General features: G+C 70.5%; 18 protein-coding genes and 1 pseudogene. 15 read left to right on the top strand and 4 right to left on the bottom strand.

Annotated features, from left to right (window positions below; all coding sequences use genetic code 11):
- Window positions 1–27: 27 nt before the first annotated feature.
- The 3 genes from AC4BEG_RS31880 (at window position 28) to AC4BEG_RS31870 (ending at window position 2,111) form a co-directional block, all read left to right on the top strand.
- Window positions 28–477, top strand: coding sequence for a MarR family winged helix-turn-helix transcriptional regulator (locus AC4BEG_RS31880; protein ID WP_490703127.1), 450 nt, complete (start codon window positions 28–30; stop codon window positions 475–477).
- 75 nt (window positions 478–552) lie between these two features.
- Window positions 553–1,227 (top strand): hypothetical protein, encoded by a 675-nt coding sequence (locus AC4BEG_RS31875; RefSeq protein ID WP_490703126.1) that lies wholly within the window; start codon window positions 553–555, stop codon window positions 1,225–1,227.
- A gap of 137 nt (window positions 1,228–1,364) precedes the next feature.
- Window positions 1,365–2,111: a YqjF family protein gene (locus AC4BEG_RS31870; RefSeq protein ID WP_490703125.1), complete on the top strand. Its 747-nt coding sequence runs from the start codon at window positions 1,365–1,367 to the stop codon at window positions 2,109–2,111.
- Window positions 2,112–2,194: 83 nt separating this feature from the next.
- Here the strand turns inward: AC4BEG_RS31870 and AC4BEG_RS31865 are convergent, their stop codons facing one another.
- Complete coding sequence (locus tag AC4BEG_RS31865; protein ID WP_490703124.1) at window positions 2,195–3,340, bottom strand: MFS transporter; 1,146 nt, start codon at window positions 3,338–3,340, stop codon at window positions 2,195–2,197.
- A 181-nt stretch (window positions 3,341–3,521) separates the two neighbouring features.
- Between AC4BEG_RS31865 and AC4BEG_RS31860 the strand changes: the two genes are divergently transcribed.
- The 9 genes from AC4BEG_RS31860 (at window position 3,522) to AC4BEG_RS31820 (ending at window position 14,992) form a co-directional block, all read left to right on the top strand.
- Complete coding sequence (locus AC4BEG_RS31860) at window positions 3,522–4,373, top strand: helix-turn-helix domain-containing protein (RefSeq protein ID WP_490703123.1); 852 nt, start codon at window positions 3,522–3,524, stop codon at window positions 4,371–4,373.
- Between the two features lie 129 nt (window positions 4,374–4,502).
- Complete coding sequence (locus tag AC4BEG_RS31855; protein ID WP_490703122.1) at window positions 4,503–5,576, top strand: ABC transporter substrate-binding protein; 1,074 nt, start codon at window positions 4,503–4,505, stop codon at window positions 5,574–5,576.
- An 8-nt stretch (window positions 5,577–5,584) separates the two neighbouring features.
- Window positions 5,585–6,646: a FecCD family ABC transporter permease gene (locus AC4BEG_RS31850; RefSeq protein ID WP_490707271.1), complete on the top strand. Its 1,062-nt coding sequence runs from the start codon at window positions 5,585–5,587 to the stop codon at window positions 6,644–6,646.
- Window positions 6,643–7,446, top strand: a complete 804-nt coding sequence (locus AC4BEG_RS31845; protein WP_490703121.1) for an ABC transporter ATP-binding protein — start codon at window positions 6,643–6,645, stop codon at window positions 7,444–7,446. Before AC4BEG_RS31850 ends, AC4BEG_RS31845 begins: the two co-directional genes overlap by 4 nt.
- Before the next feature lie 269 nt (window positions 7,447–7,715).
- The gene (locus AC4BEG_RS31840) at window positions 7,716–9,134 is read left to right on the top strand and encodes an MFS transporter (RefSeq protein WP_490703120.1); all 1,419 of its coding nucleotides are present in this window, start codon (window positions 7,716–7,718) and stop codon (window positions 9,132–9,134) included.
- A gap of 16 nt (window positions 9,135–9,150) precedes the next feature.
- Window positions 9,151–10,989: an asparagine synthase (glutamine-hydrolyzing) gene (gene asnB, locus AC4BEG_RS31835; protein ID WP_490703119.1), complete on the top strand. Its 1,839-nt coding sequence runs from the start codon at window positions 9,151–9,153 to the stop codon at window positions 10,987–10,989.
- Between the two features lie 12 nt (window positions 10,990–11,001).
- Window positions 11,002–12,258 (top strand): cytochrome P450 family protein, encoded by a 1,257-nt coding sequence (locus AC4BEG_RS31830; RefSeq protein ID WP_490703118.1) that lies wholly within the window; start codon window positions 11,002–11,004, stop codon window positions 12,256–12,258.
- Between the two features lie 317 nt (window positions 12,259–12,575).
- A complete protein-coding gene (locus tag AC4BEG_RS31825; protein ID WP_490703117.1) occupies window positions 12,576–13,517 on the top strand; it encodes an L-tyrosine/L-tryptophan isonitrile synthase family protein in 942 nt (313 codons plus the stop codon).
- 242 nt (window positions 13,518–13,759) lie between these two features.
- Window positions 13,760–14,992 (top strand): Acg family FMN-binding oxidoreductase, encoded by a 1,233-nt coding sequence (locus tag AC4BEG_RS31820; protein WP_490703116.1) that lies wholly within the window; start codon window positions 13,760–13,762, stop codon window positions 14,990–14,992.
- 32 nt (window positions 14,993–15,024) lie between these two features.
- On the opposite strand, the gene AC4BEG_RS31815 is transcribed toward AC4BEG_RS31820, so the two are convergent.
- Entirely contained in the window at window positions 15,025–15,690 is a 666-nt protein-coding gene (locus AC4BEG_RS31815; protein ID WP_490703115.1) for a CBS domain-containing protein, read from the bottom strand.
- On the opposite strand from AC4BEG_RS31815, the pseudogene AC4BEG_RS31810 reads away from it, so the two are divergent.
- The 3 genes and pseudogenes from AC4BEG_RS31810 to AC4BEG_RS31800 all read left to right on the top strand — a co-directional run.
- Window positions 15,583–17,127: pseudogene (locus tag AC4BEG_RS31810) on the top strand (glycoside hydrolase family 65 protein); the annotation flags it as partial. The gene AC4BEG_RS31815 and the pseudogene AC4BEG_RS31810 overlap by 108 nt on opposite strands.
- Before the next feature lie 82 nt (window positions 17,128–17,209).
- The gene (locus AC4BEG_RS31805; protein ID WP_490703114.1) at window positions 17,210–18,145 is read left to right on the top strand and encodes a glycosyl hydrolase family 65 domain-containing protein; all 936 of its coding nucleotides are present in this window, start codon (window positions 17,210–17,212) and stop codon (window positions 18,143–18,145) included.
- A gap of 260 nt (window positions 18,146–18,405) precedes the next feature.
- Complete coding sequence (locus AC4BEG_RS31800; protein ID WP_490703113.1) at window positions 18,406–19,389, top strand: trypsin-like serine peptidase; 984 nt, start codon at window positions 18,406–18,408, stop codon at window positions 19,387–19,389.
- A 92-nt stretch (window positions 19,390–19,481) separates the two neighbouring features.
- Here AC4BEG_RS31800 and AC4BEG_RS31795 read toward each other — a convergent pair whose 3' ends face one another.
- On the bottom strand, window positions 19,482–20,654 hold the full coding sequence (locus AC4BEG_RS31795) for an amidase domain-containing protein (protein ID WP_490703112.1): 1,173 nt from the start codon (window positions 20,652–20,654) through the stop codon (window positions 19,482–19,484).
- A 216-nt stretch (window positions 20,655–20,870) separates the two neighbouring features.
- Complete coding sequence (locus tag AC4BEG_RS31790) at window positions 20,871–21,818, bottom strand: trypsin-like serine peptidase (protein WP_490703111.1); 948 nt, start codon at window positions 21,816–21,818, stop codon at window positions 20,871–20,873.
- Between the last annotated feature and the right edge of the window lie 114 nt (window positions 21,819–21,932).

Here is a 21,932-nt window from a genome sequence, read left to right as displayed (position 1 = left end):
TGCTTGGTCATACGGCAGGATGACCCCATGAGTGACGCCCCCTGGATGCGCGGCCTGCACACCGACACCGGCTACCTGCTGTACCGGCTCGGCCTCCGCTCCGGCAGCCTGTTCAACGCCGGACTGGAACAGCACGGGCTGCGGCTTCGGCACTACTCCGTGCTGCGCTACCTCGCCACCGTGGAGGGCGCCCGGCAGCGGGAGCTCGCCGAACGCCTGGGCTACGACCCGAGCGCGATCGTCTCGCTCCTCGACGACCTCGAGCGGCTCCGGCTCGCCGAACGCAAGCCCGACCCGAACGACCGCCGCAACCGCATCGTCGTCCTCACCGAGGCCGGGCGGGCGCTCCTGCGCGACACCGTGCAGGACGCCGCGCGGGTCACCGACCGCCTGCTCGCCCCGCTCTCCGCCGAGGAACGCGGCACTCTGCACGGGCTGCTGCTGCGCATCGCCGAACCCGGCGCCGACGAGGGCTGAGCTGAGCCGCCGGGTCGGTGCCGGCCGCGCCCCGATGACGGTTCGGGTCCGGCTCCTTGGGCAGAATCGGCTACTGTGAAGAGGAACCGTATCGCCCTGCTGACCCTGTCCGCCGCCCTGCTGATCGCCACCACCGTTGCGGCGACTCTCCTGATCACCGGCGCCGGCGAGGAGACCTCCATCGGCAAGGCCGCACCCCGAAACGGAGACGCCGGTCTGCCCACGCTGAAGGACGGCAGAATCCTGGCGGCGAACGAATGGCCGGACGCCTGCACGCTGGTGGACCTGGCGGACGTCAAGGCGATCCTTCCGGACGCCCAGGACATCCAGCAGGAACAACGCCGGGTCTACGCGCCCTCGATCGAGGACTTCGCCGCGGACCCCGCACACAAGGAGAGCGACAGCGCCGATTCCGGCCGGTGCGACTACGACATGCGACTGCCGGGCGAGACGTACCGCGCCACCCACTTCTGGATCCGTATCGACGCGGTGGCCCACCCCAAGCTGATAGCCGGTTACTACAAGGAGGTCGCGCCGGGTGCCAACATCAAGAAGACGAACGGCGCCGACCTCTGTGCCATCAACAGCCTCTCCGAGGGCAGTTGGACATGCCGCAAAGGCTCTTTGATGTTCACAGTTGGCGGGCAGACCACCACAACATTCGATGGTCAGTCGGACGCGGCACCCTTCGTCTGGCGCGACCAGGTGGCCCCGCAGTTCATACGGACCGTCACCGCGAAGGTCACGTAGTACGGGCCCGGCGTGCGGCGCTTCCGACCAGGGTGGGAGGACCGTTTTCGGAACCAGCGCGCCAGCGGCGCTGGGGTACCCGCCGGCGGGGCGGTGCGGGAGTGCTGAGACACTGCCCCGTGACCCTCGCTCCTCGTGTGCCGGAAGCCATCACCCCGGACCCGCCCGGCGACACCGCCCGCCCTCTCCTCACCCAGTCCTGGCTGGATCTCGCGTTCCTCCACTGGGTGGCCGATCCGGACGAAGTGGCGAGGGTCCTGCCTGCCGGGACGGTGCCCGACACGCTGAACGGGGTCACCTATGTCGGGCTCGTCGCTTTCCGTATGCACCGGGTGGGCTGGTTCCGGCTCCCCGGCATCCCCTATCTGGGCAGCTTTCCCGAGACCAACGTCCGTCTGTACTCGGTCGACGAGCACGGCCGCCGTGGTGTGGTCTTCCGCTCGCTCGACGCCTCCCGGCTGATCCCGGTGGCGATGGCCCGCGCGGCCTTCCGGCTGCCCTACCTGTGGTCCCGGATGACCATCGAGCGCGACGGCGACACCCTCACGTACACCAGCGCACGGCGCTGGCCGGGACCCCGCGGGGCGCACAGCCGGATCGCGATACGCGTGGGCGAGCGCGTGGCCGAGCCGAGTGAGCTGGAGCACTTCCTGACGGCGCGCTGGGGCATGCACAACGCCTTCTTCGAGCGTTCGGTGTACTTGCCGAACACCCACCCACGCTGGCCCCTGCACCGAGCCGAACTGCTCCAGTGCGACGAGGACTTGATACGCGCGGCGGGACTGTCGGCCCCCACCGGACCGCCGGTGAGTGTGCTGTACTCCCCCGGAGTGCCCGTGCGCTTCGGCCGCCCGGCACGGCCCGGCGGGATCCCAACTCCCTGACGGTCGGCCTGGTCCGGGCCCGGTCAGGCTTCGTGCCCCGACCGTCCCGGGGTCAGTGCCGAGGAGGGAGTCTCCCCCGAAAGCTACTGGAAGCGGGCCCGACCGACGGCGGCCAGCGCCGTGAGCGGCACCGCCAGCAGCGCGGCGAGCCAGAACAGCGGCCGGTAGGCGTGCGCTCCGGCGGCGTGCGCGGTCAGCCCACCGGCCAGGGCGCTGCCCGTGTACAGGGCCACTCCGAACATCGCGACACCGGTGGCGCGGGCGGAGGGAGCCGCCTCGGTGGCCCACGCCTGGAGGGTGGAATGCAGGAAGGACCAGCCGCCGCCCAGCAGCAGCGCCGTGACGACGAGTGTCGGCACCGACTGGTCCCATCCCGCGAGCAGGTAGCCCAGCGCCATCTGGGTTCCGCCGGCCACGATCAGCCGTACCGGCCTCCAGCGCCCGGCCAGGCGCTTGACCGCCTGCGCCGCCACCATGGACCCGACCCCGTAGAGGGCCGCGACCGCGCCGGCCACGGCGACGGGCACACCGTGTGCTTCGAGCGCGGGTGCCAGATAGGTGAGGAAGCCCAGCAGTACGGCCCCCTCCAGCAGGGCGACCGCCATGACGTACCACTGTCGGCGCGAGCGCAGCACCACCCGGAACGGGGCGAGTGGCGAGCAGGGGCGCTCCCACGGCGGCTCGGGAAGCCGTCGCAGCGCCACGGCCAGACCGCCGGCGAGGAGGCCGGGCAGGGCGAACACCAGCCGCCAGCTGAGGTAGTGGGCCATGGCACCGGCCACGGCGGTGGCCACGGCCGTGCCCAGGGCGAAGGCGGTCATCAGCTCACTGAGCGGGCGCTGCCGCACACCGGCGGGCACGGTGTCACCGATGTACGTCAGCGAGGCGGCGATGGACGCGGCGAAGAAGCCACCGGCGGCGGCCCGTGCGGCGATGAGGAACGGTGCGTCGGGTGCCAGCGCCGAGCACAGCGCGGCCAGTGCCGCTCCGGCGAGGGACAGACGCATCACCCGCACCCGGCCCAGCAGATCACCGGCCAGGCCCCAGACCGGCTGCATCAGACCGTACGTCAGGGAATAGCCGCTGGCCGCGAGGACGACGGCGGGCAGGGACACCCCCAGCCCGGACACGATGACCACCATCATGGGCGCGATGCAGAAGCGGTCGAAGTTGCTGGTGAAACCGGCGGCGCGGAGCAGCCACAGAGTGGACGGGGGCAGCGTGGTCACCGGCGGGCGACCGTTGGCGGACGGCGCGGGCGCGGGTGGAAGGCCGCCAGGTGTGATGGGCGGACGGGTTCTCCTCGGCATGCCATCAGCCCATCACCGGGCGGGCCGGGAGCGGGGCCGCAGACTATTACCATCGCTCACAGTCACGAGTAACGCCACTGAATCCGGGGGGACTCGCGCCATGAGCGCCGCGCGCACGCCCGCGCCGACCACGCCCGCGCCGACCACGGCCCGCCGGGAGCTGGGCGCCTTTCTGCGGTCGCGCCGCGACCGGCTGCGGCCGGACGCGGTGGGGCTGCCGGACGCCCCCGGCCGCCGCACACCCGGGCTGCGCCGGTCCGAGGTGGCGCGGCTGGCAGGCATCAGCACCTCCTGGTACACCTGGCTGGAACAGGGCCGGGTGCGCACATCCGAGCAGGTGCTGCGGTCGGTGGCGCGTGCGCTGCGGCTCGATGCCGTGGAAGCCGCGCACGTACTGTCGTTCGTGGAGGAGAGCGCACCGCCCTCGTGGGCCCCGAGCTGGGCGTCGCCCAACCTGCTGACACTGGTGCGGACGATGGACCCGCATCCGACCGTGGTCCTCGACCCGCACTGGGATCTGATCGCGTGGAACGCCGGGTACGCGGCCCTCCTCACCGATCCGGCACGGCTGCGCCCCAAGGAGCGCAATCTGCTGTGGCTGGTCTTCCGCTGGTCCCCGGCCCGGTCCCTGCTGATGGACTGGGAGCAGGACGCGCGCGCCCTGCTGGGGCAGTTCCGCGCCCGCGCGGCGCGCAGTCCGCAGGACCCGCGGTTCGCCGAGCTGGTCGGTGAGGTGCTGGCCGATCCGCATGCGGCCCGCTGGTACGAACAGCGGGAGACGGCCGGTTACCAGCCCGCGGTGCGCCGCTTCCACCATCCGGTGGCCGGTCCACTGCGGCTGCGGTACGTGAAGCTGGCCGCAGTGGAGGAGCCCGGCCACCACTTTCTGACCTATCTGCCGGACGACCCCGCCACGGAAGAAGCCGTACGGATGCTGACGGCGACGAGCTGAGCCGGCACCCTCGTCACTACTTTTCACCGCTATCCCCGAGGTGGCGGGAACTCATCGCACGTTCTCCCCGACTTCTAGACCGGGTGAGGGAAGTTCGCCCGCGTACCGAGTGGAAGCTGGAGACTTTCGATGCGTTCTCGTGTGTGGGGCGGTACGGCCGCCGTCGTGCTCGGCGGCCTGCTGGCGGCGGGCTGCGGTGGTGGCGGGAAGGACACGTCGGAGCAGGGCGCCGAGGGGGCAGGCTCGGGCGACCTCCCCGGCGTCACCGTCACCGACTGCAAGGGCGCCAAGACCGCCTTCTCCAGCACCTCGAAGAAGATCGTCACCAGCAACGCTTCCAGTCTGGAGCTGCTGCTGCGCCTCGGCGCCGGGGACAAGGTGATCGGCACCGGCTTCCCGCCCGGCAAGGGCACGCTGCCCGGCTCACTGGAGGCGCAGGCGCGGAAGGTGAAGGTGCTCAGCGAGAACGTGATCCCGAAGGAGAAGCTGCTCGGCTCCGGCGCCGACCTGTTCATCGACACCTTCGCATCGATGAACATGGGCGGTGGTATGGGCGACGCGCCCACCGAGGAGGAGTTCAAGGCCGTCGGGATCAAGCACATCTACCTGAAGTCCACCGCCTGCGCAGCCCAGCGCAAGAGCCCCGTGACCGACCTGTCCGCCGTCGAGACCGACATCACCTCCCTCGGCGCGGTCACCGGCACGAGCGCGAAGGCGAAGGAGCTGGTCGACGGGATGAAGGAGAAGGTGGCCGCCGTCCAGAAGGCGGTCGGTGGCACGGCGGAGAGCAAGCGGCCGACGTACTTCTTCTTCGACTACGACGCCGGGGCCAAGCAGCCCACGGTCGTCTGCAACCGGCAGGTCGCCAATGCCGTAATCACGCTGGGCGGGGCGCGCAATGTCTTCGCCGACTGCGACGGCGACTTCAAGCAGGTCGGCTGGGAGGACGTCATCGCGAAGAATCCCGACTGGATCCAGCTCGGGGTGCGCGACCGGGGCAGTGAGGCGGCGAACGACAAGGCCTTCGACGAGGCCGAGAAGTGGCTGAAGTCCAATGCCGCCACCAAGGGTCTGAAGGCAGTGAGGAAGGGGCACTTCCTGCGCATCGGCTCCGAGCAGACCACCATCGCCGGTGTCCGGAACGCCGATACGGTCCAGGCGATCGCCAAGGCGCTGTACCCGGGCAAGGTCGGCCAGTCGTGACCTCCTTGCTGGCGCGCCGCTCCGCCACCGCCCCCGCGGAGCTGCGCGGACCGCGTACCGGCCCGCTGGCCGTCGCCCTCGGTGTGGCGCTGCTCGCTGCGCTGACGGCGGCGGTGGCCTGGGGGTCGACATCCATCCCGCCCGGCGAGGTGTGGGGAGTGGTGTGGCGACGGCTGTCCGGCGAAGCGCCACGGCCGGGGACGAACGACCTGATCGTGTGGCAACTACGGGTGCCACGGGCGCTGTTGGCGGCGCTCGTCGGTGCCGGGCTCGGCCTGGTCGGAACGGCGATGCAGGCCCTGGTGCGTAATCCGCTGGCCGACCCGTACTTCCTGGGCATCTCCAACGGTGCCTCGCTCGGGGCGGTCGCGGCGATCGTGCTCGGCCTCGGGACAGGAGGGGCGCTGGGGCTCGGTCTGTCGGGGGCGGCCTTCGCCGGGGCGCTGGGAACGTTCGCGCTGGTGTGGGCGGTGGCACAGCGCCGGGGCGGGTTCGCGCCGCTGCGGCTGGTGCTGGCCGGGGTGGCGATCGGCCAGTTCCTGTCCGGCTTCACCAGCTATCTTGTGCTCCAGGCCGGGGACGAACAGCAGACGCACAGTGTGCTGTTCTGGCTCATGGGCAGTCTGAGCGGTGCGAGTTGGCCGCTGCTGGCCGCGCCCGCCGTCGCCGTGCCCGCGACCCTGCTGTGGCTCCAGGCACGTGCCCGCGGGCTGAACGCCCTGACCATGGGTGACGAGACCGCGGCCGGACTCGGCGTGGATCCCACCCGGCTGCGCCGGGAACTGTTCACCCTCACCAGCCTGCTGACCGGTGTGCTGGTCGCCGTCTCCGGCGCGATCGCGTTCGTCGCGCTGATGGTGCCGCACGTCTGTCGTCTGGTCATCGGTGGCGACCACCGCCGCCTGCTGCCGCTCTCAGCGCTGTTCGGCGCGCTGCTGCTGGTGGTGGTCGACATCGTCTGCCGTACCGCGATGGACACGCAGGAGCTGCCGGTGGGCGTGGTCACCTCGCTGATCGGGGCGCCCGCGCTGTTGTATCTGCTGGACCGGCGGCTGGGGAGCGGCAGTTGAGGATCGACATCGAGGACCTGCATGTCGCGTACGCCGGTCGTACCGTCGTGGCGGGCGCCCATCTGATGGCGGCGGAAGGCGAGATCACCGGTCTGGTCGGGCCGAATGGCAGTGGCAAGTCCACGCTGCTGCGCACGGTCTACCGCCACCTGAAACCCAGCTCCGGAAGGGTGCTGCTCGCCGGTACCGACATCCGGCGGATGGCCCCCGTCGAGTCGGCGCGGCACATCGCCGCCCTCCCCCAGGAGCGGGGCAGCGACTTCGAGCTGACCGTCCGCGAAGTGGTCGCGATGGGCCGCACCCCGTACAAGCGGGCCTTCGCGGGGGAGGACGCCGAGGACCGGGACACCGTCGCCGGGGCCCTCGCCGACGTGGGCATGGAGGATCACGCCGGGCGCCGCTTCACGGCCCTGTCCGGCGGCGAACGGCAACGCGTCCTGCTGGCCCGCGCGTTCGCGCAGAACCCGGATGTCCTGGTGCTGGACGAACCGACCAACCACCTCGACGTGCGTCACCAGGTGGAGTTGCTGGCCCTGCTGCGCGCGCAGCGCCGTACGACGCTGGTGTCGCTCCATGACCTCAACGCGGCCGCCTCCGTCTGCGACCGGCTGCATGTCCTGCACGCCGGAGCGGTGATCGCCTCCGGACCACCGCGCGAAGTGCTCACTCCGGACTTGATGGCCGAGGCGTTCGGAGTGCGGGCGGCTGTTGTCGACCACCCGCTCACCGGCGATCCCTTGATCGCCTTCGACCACCGGGCACCAGCCGGTGCCGAGCCTAGGACGGAGTGTCACAGGTGAGGCGAGACTGGGGAATTCCGGGCACGGTGCCACCTTCACTGGGCGTCAGGCGGAATCGCGACCGGAAGGGACCGAGGAGACTTGGACACGAAGGACGACGCCACCGCAGCCTGGATTCGCCGGTACCACCCGTCTGCTGACAGCACCGCCCGGTTCATCTGTTCTCCGTGGGCGGTCGCCAAGAGCTGGAACTCACCGCGCTCTCCGGCCGACCTCTGGGATGGGGCTGCCATCCGGCAGCCCCATCGGCGACGGTGAGGAGCGCAAGGATGAAGCAGCGAAGTCCCGGTGCGGAAGGGCCCGGTGACATACCCACCGATCCCGTCGGTTCCGGGGGCGAGGACCGCTGGACGCTGGTGGCCGTGGCGGGCGTGCTGTCGTTCGTGGCGATGCTCGACATGAACATCGTCAATGTGGCCCTGGCGGACATCGCCGACAGCTTGGAGGTGTCCGCCGAGACCGCCCAGTGGGCCGTGCTGGGCTACCAGATCTCCGTGGTGGCCCTGCTGTTGCCGGTCGGCCGGTGGCTGGACCGGGTAGGGCCGCGCTCCGCCCTGCTGGCCGCCACCACCGGCTTCGCCCTGTGCAGTGCGCTGGCCGCCGTCGCGCCCTGGGCCGGGTGGCTGATCGCCGCCCGCCTCGCGCAGGGGGCGTTCGGTGCGGTGTTGTTCGTGCTGATGCCGGTGCTGGCGATCCGGTCGGTACGGCCGGAGCTGCGCGGGCGGGCCATGAGCGTGCCCGCGACCCTCGGCCCGCTGGGCGCGGTGACCGGACCGGCCCTCGGCGGTCTGCTGATCGACCACTTCGGCTGGCGGTCCGTCCTCCTTGTCAAGATCCCCTTCTGTGTACTGGCCCTGGCCTTCGCGTGGAGGGCGATGCCCCGGGACGGTGGACTGCGCCCGCCCGATCGCCGGGCTGTGGCCGACGCACTGCTGGTGGCCACGGGGGTCGCGGCCCTGCTGCTGGCGTTGACGCTGGCACCGGACGGGCCGTGGTGGCTGCTCCTCGCAACGGTCGCGCTGCCCCCGCTGTGGTGGTGGCTGCGCGGGCCGGGCGGTCGCCCGGTCACCGGCGTCCTGCGTACGACCGGGCTGCTCCCGGCCCACGGGGCCGTGCTGACCCTCGCGGCCGGATTCGCGGCCATGCATTACGTCGTCGCCCTGCACCTCCAGCGGGACGACGGCGTCAGCGCCACGACGACCGGGCTGATCGTCCTCGCCTTTCCGCTGGGCATGGGACTGGCCGGGCCGCTCGGTGGACGCCTCGCCGACCGGTGCGGGGCCCGGCCGGTCGCGGTCGCCGGTGCCGTGCTCACCGCCTCCGGACTGCTGCTGCTGGTTCCGTTGGACGGCGACTGGTCCGCAGCGCAGATGGCCTGGCGGCTGGCGCTGGCCGGGATGGGGATGGGGCTGAACGGCGGGCCCGCCCAGGCCCTGGTCATGGGTGCCGTCCCAGCGGATCGGACCGCAACCGTCGGGTCCACCGTGCAGCTCGCCCGCAGCCTCGGCTTCACCCTCGGCCCCGCCCTGGCCACGGCCGCCTGGGGACTGAGCGGCGGGGCAGGAGCGGGTCTTGCCTTGGCCGCCACCGCCGCCTGTCTCGCCGTACCCCTGCTCGTATGGCCGGCCGCCAAGCCCGGACCCGAGCCCGATAAGACCACCGACGCGGCGTCCGCCGCACACCCCTGATCCAGGAGCCAGCTGTATGTGTGGAATCACCGGCTGGGCGTCCTTCCGCCCGCCCCTCCCCGACGACGCCCGCACGCGCGCCCCGGTCATCGAGGCCATGACCGCCGCCCTCACCCCACGCGGCCCCGACGCGGGCGGCGTCTGGCTCGGCCGGCACGCCGCGATCGGTCACCGCCGCCTGGCCGTCATCGACCTGGCCGGCGGCGTACAGCCCATGACCGACCGTCCGGATGAGCCGACCGCCGTGCTCAGCTACAGCGGTGAGGTCTACAACCACCATGAGCTGCGCGCCGAACTGCGGGCCCGGGGGCATGCCTTCCGCACCCGCAGCGACACCGAGGTGGTGCTGCGCGCCTACGCGGAGTGGGGCGAGGACGTCGCCGACCACCTGGACGGCATGTTCGCCTTCGCGGTCTGGGACGAGCGGGCCCAGCGGCTGCTGCTGGTGCGCGACCGGCTGGGCGTCAAACCGCTGTTCTGGGCGGCCGTCGATGGCGGCCTGGCCTTCGCCTCCGAACCCAAGGCGCTGTTCGCCCACCCCGAGATCCGGCCGCGGGTGGATGCCGACGGGCTGCGGGAGGCATACAGCCTGCTGTTCAACACCGGCCCGACCGTGTGGTCCGGTGTCCGGGAGATCGAACCCGGCGGGCTGCTCGTCCTGGACCGCGACGGCATCCGCGAACGCCGCTATTGGCAGCTGGAAGCGCGGGCCCACGGCGACGGGCGGGACGAGACGGTCGAACGGATCCGAGACCTGGTCGGCAGGGCCGCCCGCGGCCAGCTGGAGGCCGACGTACCGCTCTGCTCCCTGCTGTCCGGTGGCATCGACTCCACCGTTCTGACCGCCCTGCTCGCCGATGAACTGCGGCTGCGCGAAGGCCCGGACGCCCGCATCCGCTCCTACGCCGTCGACTACAGCGACCAGGCCGAGCGGTTCACCGGGGACGTACTGCGGACCGGCCACGACACCCCGTACGCCATCGAGGCCGGGACCTTCATCGGCACCGACCACAGCACCGTCGTGCTCGACCCGCGTGCCCTGCTCGACCCCGAGCACCGCACGGCGGTCGTCGTGGCACGCGACTCGCCGATCGGCGTCGGCGACATGGACACCTCGCTCTATCTGCTCTTCGGGGAGATACGCGGGCACTCCACCGTCGCCCTGTCCGGCGAGGCCGCCGACGAGGTCTTCGGCGGCTACCCCTGGTTCCACAACCCGAAGGCGCTGGCGGCGGCCACCTTCCCCTGGCTCCTGGTCACCGGCGACGAGGCCGCCATGCCCCTCAACCCCGACCTCGACCTGCGCATCGGCGAGTTCCGCGAGGACACCTACCGTGGCGCCCTGGCTGCCGTACCGCACCTGGACGACGAGAGTCCGGCCGAGCACCGTCAGCGCGAGATGCAGCACCTCTCCCTCACCCGCTGGCTCCGTCAACTGCTCCACCGCAAGGACCGGTTGAGCATGAGCCAGGGCCTGGAGGTGCGCGTCCCCTACTGCGACCACCGGCTCGTCGAGTACGCCTTCAACACACCCTGGTCGCTGAAGAGTTTCGACGGCCGCGAGAAGAGCCTGCTGCGTGCCGCCGGTGCCGGTCTTGCCCCCGACTCGGTGCTGCACCGGCCCAAGAACCACTACCCGGCCACCCACCACCCCGACTACAACCGCGGCCTTCAGGACCTGGCCCGTGGGGCCCTGGCCACCGAGCAGGTCCGCGCCCTCGCCGACGAGACCCAGATCAAACCCTGCCTGGACACACCGCCCGACCGGCTGGAGTGGGGCCACCGGCTGCGGCTGGAACGTGTTGTCGACCTCGCCCTGTGGCTGGACCACCATCAGCCCGAACTCGCCCTCTGAGGAGCCCCGTTCATGACCCCGCACCACACCGAGACGGCCACCGAGCCCCTCACCGAGCCGGTACCGCTGATGGGCTGCCCCTACAAGGCCGACCCCTATCCCCTCTACGAGCGCATGCGCGACACGGGCCCGGTCCACCGCGTGCTCTTCCCCAGCGGGGTGCGGGCGTGGCTCGTCACCGGCTACGACGCCGCCCACTCCGCGCTCAACGACGACCGCCTGGGCAAGAACCACGACCGGGGCAACGACCGCTGGCGCGCCCGCGCCTCGATCATGCCGGAGCCGCAGCACTCCCAGCTCCAGGTCCACCTCCTCCATCAGGACCCGCCCCGGCACACCCGGATGCGGCGCTTCGTCACCGACGCCTTCACCCCGCGCCGTATCGAGGGTCTACGCCCCCGTTTCCAGCAGCTGGCCGACACCCTGATCGACGCGCTGCCCGAGACGGGCCCCGCCGATCTCGTGACCGGATTCGCCGCCCACTATCCCTTCCAAGTCCTCGCCGAAGTCATCGGCCTTCCCGAGGAGTTGGCGGCCTGCTTCGACCGCGACTGGGGGAAGGTCGTCCAGCCGGTCGGCCCCACCGACCCCGGACGGCCGCTGTACGAGGCGCGACTGCACGGGCTACAGAGCTATATCGCCGAGATCGTCTCCCACAAGCGTGAGCACGGGGACGATGACCTGCTCAGCCGTCTGGTCATGGCCCGCGACCAGGGCGAACTGTCGCAGGAGGAGCTGGACTCCATGATCTTCCAGCTTCTGGTGGCGGGCCAGGAGCCGGTCACCAACCAGATCACCACGGCGCTGATCGCCCTCTTCCGCCACCCGGCCGAGCTGGCCCGGCTGCGTGAGGACCCGGACCTCCTCCCCCGGGCGGTCGAGGAACTCCTCCGCTACGACAGCGCCTTCGAACTGACCACCTGGCGCTTCTTCGACAAGGACAGCGACCTCCACGGGACCGAGGTACCGGCCGGTGACTCCGTGATCGTCTCCCTGTGCGCCGCCAACCGCGACCCGCGCCGCTTCCCCGACCCCGACACCCTCGACCTCGACCGCAGCCCCAACCCGCATCTCGCCTTCGGCCACGGCATCCACTTCTGCCCCGGTGCCGCCCTCGCCCGCACCGAACTCCGGATCGCGCTCGGGACGCTCCTCAGGCGCCTCCCCGGTCTGCGCCTGGCCATCAAGGACGAGGACATCGAGTGGATCCCGGCCGTCCTCGGCCGCGGCACCAACCACCTGCCGGTCGGCTACGACCGACGGCTCTGACACCGACGTACGGCCGACCGGCTCCGACCTAGCAGCCCCCTAGGTCCTGTCCTGTCGATCTTCATGGATCAGCCCGCGGCGTCTGGTGCCGTGGATCGCAAGGCGGAGGGTCGTCCTCGTACTGGGCGTACTCGGATGATCCCGACAACGCGGCGAGGCGCGGTGCCAGGCGTCGCGGGCCCGCGAAGATCGGCAGGACAGGGCCTAGCAGCACCCCCCATTTGCCCGACAGCGCCTGGCCACGTTCCGGCACTGCGCCATGCCGCCATGCCGCCATGCCCGCACGCCCCCCCACACACACCTCTCGGAGGAACGACATGCCGTTGACTCCCGCGCCGGACACCCTCCCCACGAACATCAGCGCCGCGATCCTGAACCTGCTCCTGCCGCACCATCGAACGACCGGACACGCCCGTGCCTCCGCCGAGGCGTTCCCGCACCAACTGCGCCAGATCAGTGACTTCGTACGCGAGGGCGCTCCCATCGTCTTCACCCTGCCCGGTTTCCCCTGCAAGTCCCCCAACCCCGCCAAGGTGCTCGGTCACCTCCCCGACATGGGTGAACGCCTCTCCCTCACCTTCCTCAACGCCCTGTGCGCCGAGATCGAGCGGATCCATCCGCCCGGCGCCCGCATGGTCATCTGCTCCGACGGCCACATCTTCGGCGACCTCATCGGCGTCCCCGACGAGCACATCGACGCCTACGCCGACGAACTACGCGTCCTCATAAGCGGACTCGGCCTGGAGAGACTTTCCGTCTTCGATCTGCGAGATGTCCTGGGCGACCTGCCCCACGACGCGAAACGCAGCCACGTCCATGAGGCTTACGCCCCCGCCCTGGAATCGCTCCGCGCCGAGGTCGCCACGGACGACCACGCCCTCGCCCTCTACCGCGGCATCACCCGCTTTCTCGTCGAGGACACCGCCGACTTCCCCGGCACTCGCTCGGCCCTCCAACGCCGCTGCCGGCAGCGGGCCTACGGAGTCATCCAGCGCAGCCGGGCCTGGGGTGACCTCATCGCCGACCACCATCCGCACTCCGTCCGGCTGTCCATCCATCCGCAGCCCATCGGCGCCCCCAAGTTCGGCATCCGCCTCCTCGACGCGCCGGACGTCTGGACCACACCCTGGCATTCGGCCGCCCTGCACCGCGCCGACGGCAGCTGGACCCTCATGTCCCGCGCCAGGGCCGCGCAGCAAGGGCGCCTGGTCCTGCGCGACGGGCGACCCAGCCACTTCACCCAGGACCGCGCGGTCTGAACCTGTGGTGCACCCCCGTCCGCGTGGGGCCGTGCGGCGGCGTCCATCGATACCCACGGTGACGACGCGCTCCATGACAGTGTCCATGTCGCGGGAAGCCTCTCCAGGACCGCGAGTACCCCACGAGTTCCTTTCGGCCCACAACGGGGCCCATCCGGCCCCTCACTCGAGGGCTTTCCGCCCCAGGACACCGCCTGTCCGCGGTGACACATTGGAAGTGCGGACAGAGAGGCGGGATATCGATGCATGCTCACGTCGGCGACCAACTGATCGTGGAAAGCCCCACCACCGGTGCCGCCAAGCGGGACGGTGAGATCGTCGGACTCCACCACGACGACGGGACACCTCCCTATGACGTGCGGTGGTCGGACTCCGACCAGGTCACCCTGGTGTTCCCCGGTCCGGACGCACACGTTCACCACATCGGGCACGGACCGGAAGGGCAACCGGAGGCGACCGGGCGTCGCGGATCCGCTGCGGCGCACCGGGGCGCCCGTGCACTCTCCGACGCGGTGGTCATGGATCTGGTGCGAGACGCCACGGCCGCCCCCTCGATGCACAACGCCCAGCCCTGGCGGTTCCGGTACTTCCGGCGCAACCGCGTCTTCCAGCTGAGGGCCGACCTCCGGGGCTCTCTGCCGCACACCGACCCCGAACTCCGCGCCCTGCACATCGGCTGTGGTGCCGCGCTGATGAACCTGCGGGTCGCGGTCGCACACGAGGGCCGGCAGGCGGTGACCCGGCTGCTGCCCGACCCCCGCGACCCGATGCTGCTGGCCTCCCTGACACTGGCCGGCCCGCTCGGCGACGAGGACGATCCGGCGGCTTTGTACCCCGCTGTGCACACCCGGCACACCAGCCGGTACCCCTTCGCCGAGAAGGCGATACCCGACTCGGTGCGCACCGCTCTCGTCGAGGCCGCGCAGAGGGAGAGGGTTTCGCTGGCCTTCCCCTCCGGGTGGCATCTGGGGTCGGTTGTGGACTTGATTCAGGAGGCCGAGGCCCGCAACCTCACCGATGCCGACACCGCGGCGGAACTGGCCCGCTTCACCCGCAGGGCGGACGATACGGGTCCGGCCACCGAAGGAGTCCCGGAGTCCGCCTTCGGGCCCCGCCGCCGGACCGGCAAGGCCCCCGTGCGGGACTTCGCGGGCGGCAGAACGGTCCCCGGCCGCCCGACCGCCGACTTCGAGACCACCCCCCACCTGGCGCTGCTGAGCACCGCACACGACCGGCCCGAGGACTGGCTGCGGGCCGGTCTGGCGATGGAACGGGTACTGTTGCGGGCCACCCTCGAGGGGCTGGCCACCTCGTTCGTCACCCAGGCCCTCGAATGGCACGAACTGCGCTGGCCACTGCGCGACCCGACGTCAGGCATGGCATATGTGCAGATGGTGCTGCGACTGGGGTACGGCCGCCCCGGTACGCGGACTCCCCGAAGGCCGGTCCAGGACGTGCTGGACATCGAGCCGTAGGCGCCACCGCACAGCCCCGGAGTAATCCGCTCTCAGCTGGTGCGGGCGGCGTCGTCCGGTCCGACGCCCCGGAAGTGGCATTCGACGTCGACAACGCCCTCCACGGCCCGGGTCAGCCGCGCCGCCACCGGGATCAGCGCAGTGTCCCGCAGCTGTCCGCTCAGGGTGACAACTCCGTCGGCCACCCGGACGCGAACGCTGGTGTTGCCGGGGAACAGGTACGACACCACGGTGCGCCGGACCTCCTCCTCGATGTCCTCTTCCGGACGGAGGAAGACCTTCAGTAGATCCCCCCGGCTGACGATGCCCCGCAACATCCCCTCGGCATCGACCACGGGAAGCCGCTTGACGCCTTTGACGGCCATGATCCGGGCTGCCTCGGGCAGGGTGGCGTCCGTGTGCACGGTCACCGCCGGGGAGGTCATCAGCTCCTCCGCCGTCACCGCTCCGGCCTTCGCCAGCCCGGGGCGGTGCCGCAACCGCTCGACGCGGTCCGGATCGTCCCGGAATTCCTCCTTGGGCAGCAGATCCGCCTCGGAAACGACACCGATGACCCGCCCCTCGCCCTCCAGCACCGGCATGGCACTCACATGCCACTCGCTCAGGGTCCGCACCAGCTCCTTGAACGGCGCGTCACGCCCGACGGCGACCACCGTCCGTGTCATCACATCACCCAAGATGTGCGGAGTCTCGGGCACGGGACCTTCCTCCTCCCTCCACCGCTCCGCACGGCGTTCCGACCGCCCCCACCATCTCCAGTGTCCGGCATCTCCAGTGTCCGGCCGACCGGTGTCCTCCTGCCACCGGAGCGGACGCACACCATGCGGAGGCAGGATGGAAACACGGCAGCACACGGGAAGGGCTGTGGTCATCATGGAGACGCACACCATGGAGCCGCCCGTCGCCCTCGGCCCGGCGACGCCCGATGGACGTGGCCGTACGAGGGCTATGAACCGGCCGGGGAGCGGCTGAGGGAGTCGTTGTGTGCCCTGGGCAACGGCTACATCGCAACCCGGGGGCGCCCTCCCCGAGTGCGACGCGGACACCGTTCACAGCCCCGGCACGTACGCCGCGGGCTGCTACGACCGGCTGGAGTCCGAAGTGGCTGGCCAGCGAGTGGAGAACGAGGACCTGGTCAATCTGCCCAATTGGCTGCCGCTGCGGTTCCGAACCCGCGAGACCGGCACCGTCGAGGACACAGCCACACCGTGGTTCACACCGGACACCCACACCCCGCTCGACCACCGTCTGAGGCTCGATCTGCGCGCGGGGATCCTGGAACGCACCACGCGCTACGCGGACGGTGCCGGACGGCATCTGCTCGTGCGGCAGCTGCGTCTGGTCCACCTGGGCGATCCGCATCTGGCGGCGCTGCGGACCGAGCTCACGGCCGAGGACTGGTCGGGGCAGCTGGAGGTGGAGTCGACGCTGGACGGCACGGTCGCCAATACGGGCGTCGCCAGGTACCGGCAGCCGGCCCCTCAGCACCTCACTCATGTGCACACGGGTACCGCACCCGCCGGTGACACGATCTGGCTGCGCTGTCGCACCCGCACCTCCGACATCCGCGTCGGCATGGCCGCCCGTACCACCACCGACGGCACCGGAGCCACCGCCACCGCCACCGCCCATGAACCCGGGCGTGCCTCCGTTCTGCTGCGGTTGCGGCTGGAACGCCGTCGGACGGTGACCGTCGACAAGTGTGTTGCCCTGCACACCTCCCGCGACCCGGCGATCAGCGATCCCCTGCACGCGGCCATCGACCGCGTGGGCCGTGCGCCGGACTTCGGGACGCTGATGCGTTCACACCGCACGGCATGGGATCAGCTGTGGCGGGCGTGTGATGTGGATGTGCCCGGCGATGCCGGGCGGATCCTGCGGCTGCACCTGTTCCATCTGCTGCAAACGCTCTCCCCGCACAGCGCGGACCTGGATGTCGGGGTGCCCGCGCGCGGGCTGCACGGCGAGGCGTACCGGGGCCATGTGTTCTGGGACGAGCTGTTCGTCCTGCCGTTTCTGAACCTACACTTCACCGAGGTCTCCCGGGCCCTGCTGAACTACCGCCACCGACGCTGGAACAAGCCTGCTTCGCGGCCCGGAACGCCGGACGGGCGGGCGCGATGTACCCGTGGCAGAGCGGGAGCGACGGCCGCGAGGAGACCCAACGGCTGCATCTCAATCCGCGCTCAGGCCCGCGGTCGCTACCGGATCCTCGGCGTGGTCGGCCCCGACGAGTATCACGACGCCTACCCCGGGGCCTCCCGTCCCGGCATCGACGACAACGCGTACACCAACGCCACCGCCGCATGGGGACTCGCCCGCGCCCTCGACCTGCTGCGCTCCCTGCCCCAGCCGCGCCGCCGGGACCTGTTCGAGCGCACCGAGCTGGCCGACGCGGAACTCGATGTCTGGGAGGACGTGTCCCGGAGACTGCTGGTGCCCTGGCACCACGGGCTCATCGGCCAGTTCGAGGGCTGCGGTGAGCTCGCCGAGCTCAATTGGGACCGCTACCGCAGCGCTTACGGCGACATCCGGCGACTGGACCGGATCCTGGAGGCGGAGGGCGATACGGTCAACCGCTACCAGGCGTCCAAACAGGCCGATGTGCTGATGCTCGGCTATCTCTCCTCACCGCGGGAGCTCCACCGGCTCTTCCGGCGACTCGGTTACGAGCTGGACGACACCACCTGGCAGCGCACCGTCGACTACTACCTGCGCCGCACCTGCCACGGCTCTACCCTCAGCAGCCTCGTCCATGCCTGGGTGCTGCCCCGGGTGCGACGGGCGGATGCCTGGCGGTACTGCCGGGAGGCGCTTGCCGGGGACATCGCCGACCTGCAAGGCGGCACCACCGGGGAAGGCATCCACCTCGGTGCGATGGCCGGCGCCCTCGACCTCGTACAGCGGGGCCTGACCGGTCTGGAGCCCCATGGTGGGACGCTGCGACTGGACCCCGTGCCCCTCCCCGAACTCTCGCGCTTCGGGCTGTCGATCCGCTACCGGGGCCACTGGGGAGTGCGCCTTCGACTGACGGCCTATCAGATGCGGATCACCGTCTCTGCCTCCGACCGTGAACCCATCGATGTGGCACTGGGCGACCGCACCATCTCCGTACCCCCGGGCGAGACCTGCCTGCTGCCACTGCCTCTGTAGCTATCGCTCTCGCACGAGTAACCGGCAGGATCCAGGTGGTTCACGCCTCCCGATGAGCCGTGGAAGCTTGACGATTCGAGGTCCGCGAGTCGGCATTCGGTGGCCGCGCCGGTGACGTCCGGCCAAGAAATAGGTTGGCACGCCCCTGACAAGTCAAGATTCCCGTGGCACGCTGCCTCACGCACGTCTATCCGCACCGCTCTTCATTCCCCCACCCTGCCCGGACCCGACCAGTCCTGGCACGGCAGAAGGAGACATGCGTGAGACGCCATCGCACTGCCGCGGGCATTCTGCTGGCCGTTGGAGCCCTGCTCACCGGCGGCCTCCTCGATGCCGGTACGGCCAACGCGGCACCCCCCGAATCGGCCTCCGGACCGTCGGCAGCGGCCCGCACCGCCTCGATCGCCGAACAGCACAGGGCCCGCACCTTCTGGACCGCCGAGCGGATGCGCGCGGCCACCCCGCTCGATCTGGAGCTGACCCCGCAGGACGCCAAGAGGCTGAAGGCCCCCAGGACCAGCGGCCAGTCGACGACCGTCGAACCCACGGCCGCCCCCGCCTCCTTCCCGCAGGCCGGTGGCCCGTGGACCGGTCGCGGGGCCATCGTCAACACCTCGGGCCGGGTGTTCTTCACCTACCAGGGGCGTAACGCTTCCTGCTCCGGCAACGCCGTGACAAGCCAGAACGCCAGCACTGTCATCACCGCCGGACACTGTGTGAAGTACCAGGGCAACTGGCACACCAACTGGGTCTTCGTGCCCGCCTACAACAACGGCGACGCACCGTACGGCAAGTGGGCCGCGGCCAAGACACTCACCACCCCGCAGTGGGAGGCGAGTGAGGACATGAACAACGACATCGGCGCCGCGGTCGTCGCCCCGCTGGACGGCAAGAAGCTCACCTCAGTCGTCGGTGCGCAAGGAATCCAGTTCAACGGCGGCTACAACAAGCCGATGCACTCCTTCGGCTTCCCGGCCGCCGCGCCGTACGACGGCACGAAGCTCATCTATTGCAGCGGCAACAGCTCGAAGGACTTCCTCCTCACACAGGATCACGGCCTCGCCTGCAATATGACGGGCGGCTCCAGCGGCGGCCCCTGGTTCACCGGCTTCAACGAGGCCAACGGCACCGGGCTCCAGGTCTCCGTGAACAGCTTCGGCTACACCTTCTGGCCGAACCAGATGTTCGGCCCGTACTTCGGTGACGTGGCGAAGGGCCTGTACGACAAGGCCCAGAACACCTGACAGCCGGCCACAGCCCACCACACACCAAGCCCGTCAAGAACCCGCCGCCCGGACCGGAGGAGCCGGGCGGTGGGACTGGCGACGGGCGGGGATCAGGTGCGGTAGGCGTAGTACGCGGAGTTCGGGTACGACGCGATGATGCTCGCCACCGACCGCCGGTAGGTGTTGGTGGAGTGATAGGTCAGGTACGGCACACCCTGCGGGCTGCGGTACGTGACGATCATGGTGTGGTCCTTGGACCCGTCCTTGTCGAAGTCCACCTGGAGCACGTCGCCGACATCCATCTGGTAGACGTAGCCGAGGCTGGTGACGCGCTTGGAGTTCAGCGCGAACCAGGACAACTCGTTGACACCGACGAATGAGTCCGACTGTATGTCGGCGTTGCCGAACCACTTGGTGTAGTCATACACATAGCCGGGCACGTGCTTCCAGCCGCCCGCCTTGAGGGACTGGCTGACGAAGTTGGTGCAGTCGCCGCCCGCACCGTGCCCGTTGAAGTCCGGGTAGGCCGGGTTGTAGTTGCTCCAGTACTTCTCCGCGTAGGCGGCCATCGCTTTGTAGTCGTAGCGGCCGCTGGTGAGGTTCTTGGGCTTGGCGGGCGCGGGCCAGGTGGTCGCGGCACGGGGGGCTGACGGCATGTTGTCGTCGGCGGTGGCGGCGGCGGTCCTCGGCTTGACGGGCTGATTGACGGCGAGATAGCCGTCGTCCGTCTCACGGATGTCGGTCAGCCGCCAGTCGCCGCTCTCGTCGGCCCGGAACGTCAGCTTGTGGTGCGCCTGGAACCCGGTCGTCCTCGGCTCGTCGCCGTGGACCTTCTTGTACACCAGCTTCGTGGTCTCCGTAACCGTGACGACGGCCTTGCGGCCGTTGACTCGGGTGCGGTCCAGGGTGACCGAGGTACCGCCCGCGCTGTACTCCTCGCCGTACCTCGCGAGGCGGTCCTTGCGGTCGCCGAGCTCGCCCAGGGCGCTGTCCTCGGTGCGAGCGGACTCGGAGGAGAGCGCGACCTTGCCGGAGAAGCCGTCAGTCAGCGGCCCCTTCTTCTTGCCCGGCTTGTCGACCAGCGCATTGGTGCGGTCGGTGAAGACCGCGTCGGCCAGCCGCTGGAACGTCGCCTTCGTCTTGGCGTCCACCTCGGGTTCGGTCGTGGTGGACGCGCCCGCGCTCCAGTTGGGCAGCAGAGCCGCCCCCGCGACGGCCGAGGCCGCAGCCGCCGTGATGATGGTCGCCCGGCGCCGCGTACGGCTCAATCTTCTTGACTTCACTGAAGTTTCCCCTCTTTTCCCCGGCCCAGATATGCCGAGGTAGGAGAAATCTTGCACGCTGTGTGTGGCTTGTGTGAAGCGGTTGCCCTCCTGGCCGCGCGGGAGTTACCCGACCGTCATCATCGCGGGCGGCCGCTCCACCGCACATGGCGACCATCAGCGGCTCCTGCCGCAGAGTCGGCGCCCGCACCCCGCGCGGCCATCAGCACCAGGCGCTCAGCCGCGCTGCGCCTGCTCGTACACCGTCTTGGCCGTGGCACCCAGCACCGGCCCGTACATCTTCTCGCCGGTATTCAGCCCTTCGCCGTGGCTGTTGACCGAAACCAGAACGCCCTTCCCCGTGGTGGCGTTGAAATCGGCCAGCCACGGGCCGCCGCTCGACCCGCCCGCCATAGCGCAGGGCATGACCTGCTCATCCGCCTGCGGAGCCTGCTTCGCCTTACCCGTGCAGTGGAGAAGCTCTTCCCCGCGCGACGGGCGCGAGGCGGGGTAGCCGAAGCCGTGGATCGCGCCGCCGACCGGGCGGTTGAAGGCGATGGCCTGGCCACCGACGACGTCCGTGAGTTTGCGGCCCGTGGTGTCGGCGTCGACGACGAGCGCGGCCAGGTCGTTGGTGGAGTCCTCGGCCCAGGTGCGCGGGGTGAGGGTGGTGCGGACCGCGAAGGCGCCGTAGGGCTGTTTGCCCTTGTGGTAGCCGGGGACGAAGACCATCTCGATGTGGGTGTAGTCGGGCGAGGATCCCCGGCGGACACAGTGGCCCGCGGCCATGACCACCGAGCGGTTGGCGCTGTTGACGGCGGTGGCGGTGCACCAGGAGTCCTCACCGCCTGCGTTGACGAAGAAGAGCCGCCCGACGGACTTCATCTCGGTGCCCTTCCAGGGCGTGACCTTCGGATCCGTGGGCCCGAGGTCCGTCGACTCCCCAACGGCCTTGATCCGGGCGGGTGTCCAGTAGGCGAGGGCATCACGGCGATCCTTCGCGGTGTACTCCACCTTGGAAACGGCTGGGGCGGCGGCCTTCGCGGCAGGAGCCGCGGCCCCGCCGCCCGGAGCGGCGACGGCGGCCGAGGCGGAAGTGATGACGGCGAGGGCGGCGCCCGCGGCCATGAAGGTGGTGAGGGCGGTGCGGGCGGTGATCCGGCGGCGGAGGGAGTGGTCGGCCATGTGTGGGGGTCTCCTCGGCAAGGTGGTCGGCAGTGCCTGTAGGTGTTGGACCGTCAGTCCGTACGCGAAGAGGGGGAGTCGGCGGTCCGGGTTTCACCACAGAGTGGACTCCTG

This window comes from Streptomyces sp. JLBJ103, assembly GCF_058215575.1.
Note: the sequence above shows the minus strand (reverse complement) of the source record. Positions and strands in the feature narration are given on the sequence as shown.